The sequence below is a fragment of the Amycolatopsis bullii genome, assembly GCF_014654205.1.
Classification (GTDB): Bacteria; Actinomycetota; Actinomycetes; order Mycobacteriales; family Pseudonocardiaceae; genus Amycolatopsis; species Amycolatopsis plumensis.
On sequence record NZ_BNAW01000097.1, the window covers coordinates 1 to 8089 of the forward strand.

Below are 8089 nucleotides of genomic sequence, written 5' to 3' on the forward strand. Positions count from 1 at the left end.
CGCGGCGGTGGCCGCGCTGGTGGCCGGGTTCGTCCTCGCCCGGCCGCTGTGGACCACCACCGATGGCGCCCCGACCGCCCACGACGTCCCGGCCGGCGCGAACACCCTCGGCCCCGACCCGGCCGGGACGGACCCGTGCGCGGCGATCTCGCTGAACTCGCTCACCGGTTTCGGCCAGCCGTTCGTGGACCCGGAGGTGGCGAACTTCGGCACCTGCATCGTCACGACCACGCTGCCCGCGAAGGGCGGGAAGGTGCAGACCCGGCTCGACCTGACCGGACCGCTGCGGTACCCGCCCCGGCCGCCGGTGCCCGGCAAAATGGGCGAAATCGAGTATCCCGAGATGCACGACGGCTCGTGCGAGCGGGCCATCTCGCTGGCCGACACCAACCGGATCGTCGTCACCTCACGCGCGATAGAAGACGCGCGTGAGGCGCCGGTGTGCTCCTACTCGGACTCGGTGCTCTCCGGCGTGCTGACCAAGCTGGCGAACGGGCCCTTGCCGCGGCGTGCCCCGCTCCCGGAGTCGTCACTGGCCCGCGTCGACGCCTGCGGCCTGCTCGACGAGGCCACGACGACCGGCGTGCTGGGCCGGGTCACGCCGCCGGACCGCGCGTTCGGCGGCTGGGGCTGCACCTGGGAGCACGATCCGCGCACGATCACCATCGAGTACAGCCGGGAATGGCCGATCGAGGAGGACGACGAGGTGCCGGGTGCCCGGATCCGGATCGGCAACCGCACCGCCGTCGTGGCCCCGGTCCCCGGCGGGAACCCGGAGTGCTCCGTCAAGGTCGTGCACCGCTCGTACACCCCGGCCGCGCCGATGACGCGCGGCACTCCCCAAGACCGGGAGGAGGTCGCCGCGGTCGCCATCGAGGACACCACGGCGGCCGGTGGGGACGCGCTGTGCGCGACCGCACGCTCCCTGGCGGAGGAACTCGTCCGGCGGCTGCCGTGACGCGGGGACCGGTCCCCGGCGGTTCCGGCTAGAAAGAGAGCCGAGGCCGGGTTAGCGGGCCGGAGCAGACGGGACGAGAAGTGGCGATGCGGGTACTGGCCGGTGGGGCGCTCCTGGTGGTGGCCATGGCCGGTCCGGCAGCCGAGGGGGCTGCCGGACCGGTCCCGCGCACCTGGCACGTCGGCCCGCACGGGTACTACGCCTCGGTGCAGGCCGCCGCCGACCTGGCCCGGCCGGGCGACACGGTCGCGATCGAGGCCGGTACCTACCCGGGCGGCCTGACCGTCCACCGCGACGGTGCTCCGGGCCGCCCCATCCGGTTCACCGGCGTCGGTGGCACCGCGGTGCTGACCGGCGCCGGCGGCTTGGCGGTGGGCGGGCACAGCTGGCTCGAGTTCACCGACGTGACCGTGTCTGGCTCGGCCGGCTTCGGCGTGTATGCCGTGGGCGCGCACGACCTCGTGTTCGACCGGTTCGGCGTCGACGGTTCCCGCGACGGCGGGCTGGTGCTGGTCGGCACCCGGCGGGTGCGGATCGCGCAGTGCGACATCCACGGCACCAACGCCCGCGGCACCGCGGCCGACCACGAGGCGCTGAGCATCGCCTCAGGCTCGTCGGACGTCGAGGTGTCCGGCTGCCGGGTGCACGACAACGGCGAGGAAGGCATCGACGTCAAGTACGACGACGCCGCACGGGTGAAAATCCACCACAACGTCGTCACCGGTAACCGGGGCCCGGACATCTACGTCGACTCGTCGTCCACTGTGGACGTCTACGCCAACGTGGTCGGCGGGACCCGCGAGGCCACCAAGGCCGGGATCGGGCTCGCCGTCGAGGACTACTCGGAAAGCCGGCTGCTCTCGGACGTGCGGGTCGTCGGCAACCTGTCGGCCGGCAACGCGCAGGCCGGGCTGAGCCTCTGGGTCGAGTCGACCGGGACCATGCGGAACCTGGAGATCGTCAACAACACCTTCGCCGGCAACGCCCGTGGTTCCCTGCGGATCGACGCCGACCGGTTCACCGGGGTGAACCTCCTGCGCAACAACGTCTTCGGTGACGGACCGGTCGACCCCGGGCCATTCGCCGCCGATCACAACTTCGCCGGGGATCCGGGGTTCGCCGATCCGGCCCGCGGCGACTACCACCTCGCCGCGGGTTCAGCCGCGGTCGACGCCGGCAGTCCCGTGCACGCGCCCGCGTTCGATCTCGACGGCGTCCCCCGGCCCGCCGGCGCGGGCTTCGACATCGGCGCCTACGAACGGAGGTGGCCGTGACCACCGAACGCCTCGACCCGCACCGCCGCCGCAGCTTGCGCCATGGCGTCCCCGCCACGGTGCCGGGCACGTTGAGCGCGCTGACCGTCACCGGTGGCGTCGCGGTGCCGCCGTCGCCCGGCCGCCGGGTGACCTTCGGGCGCAACCGGCTGGAGGTCGACGTCTGCGTCGGCGAGGAGGACGTGCGGATCAGCCGGGTCCACGGGCAGCTCGTGCGCGAGCGGGACCGCTGGTGGCTCAGCAACACCGGCCGCTCGCCGATCCGGTTGTCCGACAACGTCCTGCTGCACCGCGACAGCGAACCGCTGCCGCTGGCCGACGGCTACACCGCGCTGTTCCTGCGCGGCACCCGCGAGCACGTGCTGGAGCTGCTCGTCTCCGACGGCGAGGCCGGTGTCGCCACGCGCCGCCCGACGCACCCGACGGCACCGCCGAAACGCTGGCGGCTGTCCCCGGAGGAGCACCTCGCGCTGACCGTGCTCGGGCAGCGCTACCTCGGCTACGACCCCCACCCGCTGCCGCTGTCCCGTCACCAGGCGGCCGCCGAGCTCGCCGAACGACGGCCTCGCGAGAACTGGACGGCCAAGCGTGTCGAGCACCTCGTTTCCCGGGTCCGGCAACGGCTTTCCGACGCCGGGGTGCACGGGCTGCGCCGGGACGAGGTGGGGGAGCCGGTGGGGTTGACGCTGACCGTGAACCTGCTGCGCGAGCTGGTGCTGTCGACGACGCTGGTGCCGATGGACCTGGAATGGCTCGAGCTTTCCGAGCCACCGCTGTTCCCCGGCTGAGGGCGGGCCGTAACTTTCAGCCTTCCGCGAAAGGCGTGCGAGGGCCGTGAACTGGCCCTTCGACGGAACCGGCCCGGCCCGGCCCGCGAGCGAGTTGTGGCGTTCGAACCGGTGGCATTAGCGTCGATCTCTCCGGCTGGGCCGTCCGAGGAGGTAAGGCGATGCGACGCGTTCTCTTCCGAGCCGCTGCCACCGTCGCGGCGGTGCTGAGCCTGGCCGCCTCGCCGGCGCCCGCGGTGGCCAACTCCTACCAGCGGGGGCCCGATCCCACCCTCGCGAGCGTGGCGGCGCCGTACGGGCCGTTCGCGACGGCGCAGGCGAAAGTGCCGCCCGGCAACGGGTTCAACGGCGGGTACGTCTACTACCCGGCCGACACCGGCCTGGGCACGTGGGGTGCGGTCGCGATCGTGCCCGGCTATTCCGCTCTGTTCGCCGACGAAGAGGCGTGGATGGGGCCGCGGCTGGCGTCCTTCGGGTTCGTCGTCATCGGCATCGAAACCCTCAGCCGGACCGACAGCGCCGACGCCCGCGCCACGCAGCTGCTCGCGGCACTCGACTACCTGACGCAGAAGAGCCCGGTGCGCACCCGCGTGGACGCGAGCCGGCTGGGCGTGATCGGACACTCCGCGGGCGGGGCCGGCGCCCTGCTCGCGGCGCTGCGGCGCCCGTCGCTGAAGTCGGCGGTCGGGCTGGCGCCAGGCTCCCCGGTGGGCAATATCGACCTGGTCGGCGACCAGGTGCCGACGATGTTCATCGCCGGGCAGCGCGACCCGGTCGTCACCCCGGCGTACCTCGAGAAGCTGTGGGCCACCCTGCCGGCGGCCCTGAAGAAGGCCTACGTCCAGATCACCGGCGTGGACCACCTGTTCGCGACCCGGCCGAACACGGTCGAGATGCGCACGCTCGTCCCGTGGCTCAAGCTGGCCCTCGACCGGGACACGCGCTACGAGAAGTTCCTGTGCCCGACGGTGGCGGACCGGACCGGGATCTCGATGTACCGCAGCAATTGTCCACTGTAGACAGTGGGGTCCCGGGCCGCCCGGCCGGGGTCAATCCAGGCAGAACTCGTTGCCTTCGGGGTCGGTCATCACGATGAACCCGGCGCTGAGCGGCGGCTCGGGCTCGAAGCGGCGCACCCGGGTCGCGCCCAGGGCGACCAGCCGTTCGCACTCCGCTTCGAGGGCCGCCATCCGCTCCTCGCCCTGCAGGCCGGGTGCGCTCCGGACGTCGAGGTGGACCCGGTTCTTCGCGGTCTTGCCCTCCGGCACCCGCTGGAAGAACAGGCGCGGCCCCCGGCCCTCGGGGTCTTCCACGGCGGAGCTGCTGGTGCGCTGGTCTTCCGGCACGCCGGCCCGCTCGAGGAACTCGTCCCACGCGGCGAACGGGTCGGCGCCTTCGGGCAGGTCGACGCCGGGCGGGGCCGGGTGGACGTAGTCCAGCACCTCGCGCCAGAACGCCGAAAGCGCTCGCGGGTCGTGGGCGTCGAACGTGACCTGGACGTGTCGGCTCATCAGTGTTCTCCGTTGGTCGTCGGGCTGACGTCGTCCACCTTGCCAGTGAAAGCGGACAGCTGCGGTCCGCGATTCCGCGGCCGTCAGCGGACGAGGTGGAAGAACCCGCGCACCTGCTCGACGAGCGACTCGGGCTGCTCCAGGGCGGCGAAGTGGCCTCCCCGGGGCAGTTCCTCGAACCAGCGCAGGTCGGTGAACCGCAGCTCGGCCTCCCGCCGCGACGGGCGGGTGCTGCCGCGTGACCGCGTCCTCGTGGTTGCCGTCGTGGTCCGTCCAGGCCCGGAACTTCTCGGCGATCCATGCGGCCTGACCCGCCGGGGAGTCGGTGAGGCCGTAGCCGAGGGTCTGCGGCCGGGTCGCCTGGAGCGCCGAGTACCCCCGCCCGGTGCGCTGGAACTCCTTCTCGGCCTCGAGGTTCGCCAGCTCGGACGGGGTCGGGTCGTCGAACGTGCCCGCCGCCACGGACCCCAGGTTCAGGTGCACGGCGGCGACCCGCTCGGGCGCCACCTCGCCCAGCGCGCCGGACACCGCCGAACCCCAGTCACCACCCTGGGCGCCGTAGCGCCGGTAGCCCAGTGAAACCATCAACGTGTCCCAGGCGCGCGCGATGCGGGTGACGCCCCACCCGGTCGTCGCCGGCTTGTCACTCCGGCCGTAGCCGGGCAACGAGGGCGCGACCACGTGGAACGCGTCCGCCGGCGAAGGCGTGGACCTCGGCGACCACTTCCTCGAGTGGGCGAAACCGCGGCGAGCCGGCTCAGCGGAGCAGGGCCGCGACCGCGTCCGCGAACTCCTCCGGCGCTTCCTGGGGAGCGTTGTGCCCGATGTCCCGCAGGAGCCGGTGTTCGTACGGTCCGGTGAAGTACTCGCGGTCGCCGGCCGCGCTCGGGCCGGGCAGGCCGTCGGCGCCCGTTTCCAGCACCACGGTCGGAACCGTGATCGGCGGCTGCTTCGCGAGGAGCTCTTCCGTCCGCTGGTACCGGGAATCGCCTTCGGCGAGGCCGTAGCGGTGCCGGTAGGAGTGGATGACCACGTCGACGAAGTCCGGGTTGTGCAGGCTCGGCGCGCTCGCCGGGAAGGCGGCACCGGCCCCTTCCCACTTCGGCGACCAGGAGCGCCACAGCAGCGAGCAGAGTTCTTCGCGGTTCTGCTCGAGCCCGCGGCGGCCGCGCTCGGAATGGAAGTAGAACTGGTACCAGAAGTACTGCTCCCAGTCCGGCCTCGTGGGTTCGTCCGCGGCGGCGATGTCCTGGACGTTGTAGCCGTCCACAGTGACCAGGCCACGCACCCGCTCCGGCTGCAGCGCCGCCGTGACGCAGGCGGCCCGGCCTCCCCAGTCGTAGCCGGCGAGGACCGCGGAGCCGATTTCGAGTGCGTCCATGAACTCGACGAGGTCGTGCGCCAGCGCGGCCTGCTGTCCCGAGCGCATCGCCGATCCCTCGCGGAACGACGTCGCGCCGAAGCCCCGGAGGTAGGGGGCGAGCACGAGGGCGCCCCGAGCGGCCAGCCGGGGTGCGACCTCGTCGAACGCCCGCACGTCGTAGGGAAAGCCGTGGAGCAGGATGACCGGCGGACCGTCCGGCGGAACCGACCGCTCGTACGCGATGTCCAAAGTGGAGGTGACGGCCCGCCCGGCCGAACTGAAGCCCATGAGCCGATTGTCGCACCCTCGTTCACCACGATCGGATGGCGGCGCGGCTCAGGCCTGGTGGTCGGTCAGGTACCGGGCGTACCAGACGGGCCACTGCTCGTCGTACTGCCCGGTTTCCTTCTCGTGCTCGCCGTGCGCGGCCGCGGCTTCGCGCAGCGCCTCCTCCAGCTGCTGCGCCGAGTCGTACGTCACGCCGGTGACGCGTCCGGGGAAGCGGGTGGTGATCTCCTGCAGCAGCCAGGTGTTGCCGTCCGGGTCGCTGAACGACGCGAACGACGAGTAGGTGCCGTGGTCGGGGTGCGCCCCCGGGGCGAAGGCGCCGGTCTCGTCGCGGTGGAAGACCTCGCTGACGTCGACGCCGTGGCCGGCCAGCTCGGCGCGGGCCGCTTCGATGTCGTCGACGACGAGGTAGGTGCCGCGGACCGAGCCGGGGGTGGCGTCGGTGAGGCCGGTGCCGAAGTGGACCGACGCCGTCGATCCCGGCGGGGTCAGCTGCACGATGCGCGAGGTGCCGAACCGGATGTCGGCGTCTTCACGCCAGCCGAGGGTCTTGTAGAAGTGCTTGGTCCGGTCGACGTCGGTGACGGGCAGGACCACGACTTCGAGCTTCATGTCCATTCGGACTCCTTCTGGAGACGACTGTGGTGGCGAGCAGCGGGGGTTCGCCGCTCGCCACCACAGTCGTCCCCCGAACGCTCCTTCGCCCCCGTGAGACACCCTGGTCCTTCCCCGGGCCCGGGCCCGGGGATCGCGCTAGGGTTCCGGTGATGTCCCGGGAGCTGGAGCTGGTCGGACGCGGCGACGAGCTCGCCGCCCTCGATGACGTGCTCGCCGCGGCGCGGACGGGGCAGAGCCGGGTGCTGGTGCTGCGCGGTGAGGCCGGCATCGGCAAGACCGCGCTCCTGGAGCACGTCGCGGCCCGGGCAACCGGGTGCCGGATCGCGCGGACAGCCGGCGTCGAGGCGGAGCGTGAGCTGCCCTACGCGGGCCTGCAGCAGCTGTGCGCGCCCTTCCTCGACCGGCTCGAGCACCTGCCCGCTCCGCAGCGGGCCGCGCTCGGCACCGCGTTCGGCGTGGTCGCGGGGGAGCCGCCGGACCGGTTCCTGGTCGGGCTGGCGGTGCTGACGCTGCTCGCCGGAGTCGCCGAGGACCGGCCCCTGGTGTGCCTGGTCGACGACGCGCAGTGGCTCGACCGGGTGTCCGCGCAGACCCTCGCGTTCGTCGCCCGGCGGCTGCTGGCCGAGCCGATCGCCCTGGTGGTCGCCGTGCGCGAACCCGCAGGGGAACCCGACCTGGCCGGGCTGCCGGAGCTGGCGGTCCGCGGCCTCGGCGCGGCGGCGGCCGCCGCCCTCCTGGATTCGGTGCTCAAGGGCCCGCTGGACGTCCGCGTGCGCGACCGGATCGTCGCCGAGACGCACGGCAACCCCCTGGCCCTGGTCGAGCTACCCCGGTTCTGGACCGCGGCCGAGCAGGCCGACGGGTTCCGTCGCCCGAACGGGGACGCGCTGGCCGGCCGCCTCGAGCGCTGCTTCCTGCAGCAGCTCGCACCCCTGCCGGCCGACACCCGGAAGCTGCTGCTGGTCGCGGCCGCGGAGCCGCTGGGGGACGCGACCCTGCTCTGGCGGGCGGCCGGCGAGCTCGGCCTGGGCGCCGACCCCGCCGCGGCCGCCGAGGCGACCGGGCTGATCGAGTTCGGGCCGCGGATCCGCTTCCGGCACCCGCTGGTGCGCTCGGCCGTCTACCGTTCCGCCGACGCCCGGGAGCGGCGGGAAGTGCACCGGGCCCTGGCCGAGGTGACCGACGCCGCCGTCGACCCGGACCGGCGCGCCTGGCACCGCGCGCAGGCGACCCTCGCCCCCGGCGAAGACGCCGCGGCCGAGCTGGAGCGCTCCGCCGGCCGGGCCCAG

Annotated in this window: 7 protein-coding genes and 2 pseudogenes; 5 read left to right on the top strand and 4 right to left on the bottom strand. The window is 73.2% G+C overall.

Annotation, left to right across the window (positions count from 1 at the left end; genetic code table 11):
* The 4 genes and pseudogenes from IE317_RS43840 to IE317_RS43855 form a co-directional block, all read left to right on the top strand.
* A pseudogene (locus IE317_RS43840) lies at positions 1-958 on the top strand (DUF3558 domain-containing protein); the annotation flags it as partial.
* Positions 959-1044: 86 nt separating this feature from the next.
* The gene (locus IE317_RS43845; protein ID WP_191317267.1) at positions 1045-2232 is read left to right on the top strand and encodes a right-handed parallel beta-helix repeat-containing protein; all 1188 of its coding nucleotides are present in this window, start codon (positions 1045-1047) and stop codon (positions 2230-2232) included.
* The gene (locus IE317_RS43850; RefSeq protein WP_229903249.1) at positions 2229-3020 is read left to right on the top strand and encodes an FHA domain-containing protein; all 792 of its coding nucleotides are present in this window, start codon (positions 2229-2231) and stop codon (positions 3018-3020) included. Before IE317_RS43845 ends, IE317_RS43850 begins: the two co-directional genes overlap by 4 nt.
* A 161-nt stretch (positions 3021-3181) precedes the next feature.
* The gene (locus tag IE317_RS43855; RefSeq protein WP_191317268.1) at positions 3182-4039 is read left to right on the top strand and encodes a dienelactone hydrolase family protein; all 858 of its coding nucleotides are present in this window, start codon (positions 3182-3184) and stop codon (positions 4037-4039) included.
* Positions 4040-4069: 30 nt separating this feature from the next.
* Here the strand turns inward: IE317_RS43855 and IE317_RS43860 are convergent, their stop codons facing one another.
* The 4 genes and pseudogenes from IE317_RS43860 to IE317_RS43875 form a co-directional block, all read right to left on the bottom strand.
* The gene (locus IE317_RS43860; RefSeq protein ID WP_191317269.1) at positions 4070-4531 is read right to left on the bottom strand and encodes a VOC family protein; all 462 of its coding nucleotides are present in this window, start codon (positions 4529-4531) and stop codon (positions 4070-4072) included.
* A gap of 83 nt (positions 4532-4614) precedes the next feature.
* Positions 4615-5230: pseudogene (locus IE317_RS43865) on the bottom strand (alpha/beta fold hydrolase); the annotation flags it as partial.
* Between the two features lie 58 nt (positions 5231-5288).
* Positions 5289-6182 carry an alpha/beta fold hydrolase gene (locus IE317_RS43870; RefSeq protein WP_191317270.1) on the bottom strand — a complete coding sequence of 298 codons (894 nt, stop codon included), beginning with the start codon at positions 6180-6182 and terminating at the stop codon, positions 5289-5291.
* Between the two features lie 48 nt (positions 6183-6230).
* On the bottom strand, positions 6231-6800 hold the full coding sequence (locus IE317_RS43875) for a VOC family protein (protein WP_191317271.1): 570 nt from the start codon (positions 6798-6800) through the stop codon (positions 6231-6233).
* A gap of 149 nt (positions 6801-6949) precedes the next feature.
* Between IE317_RS43875 and IE317_RS43880 the strand changes: the two genes are divergently transcribed.
* Positions 6950-8089: AAA family ATPase (locus IE317_RS43880; protein WP_229903250.1), on the top strand; the 1140-nt coding region annotated here is incomplete at its 3' end.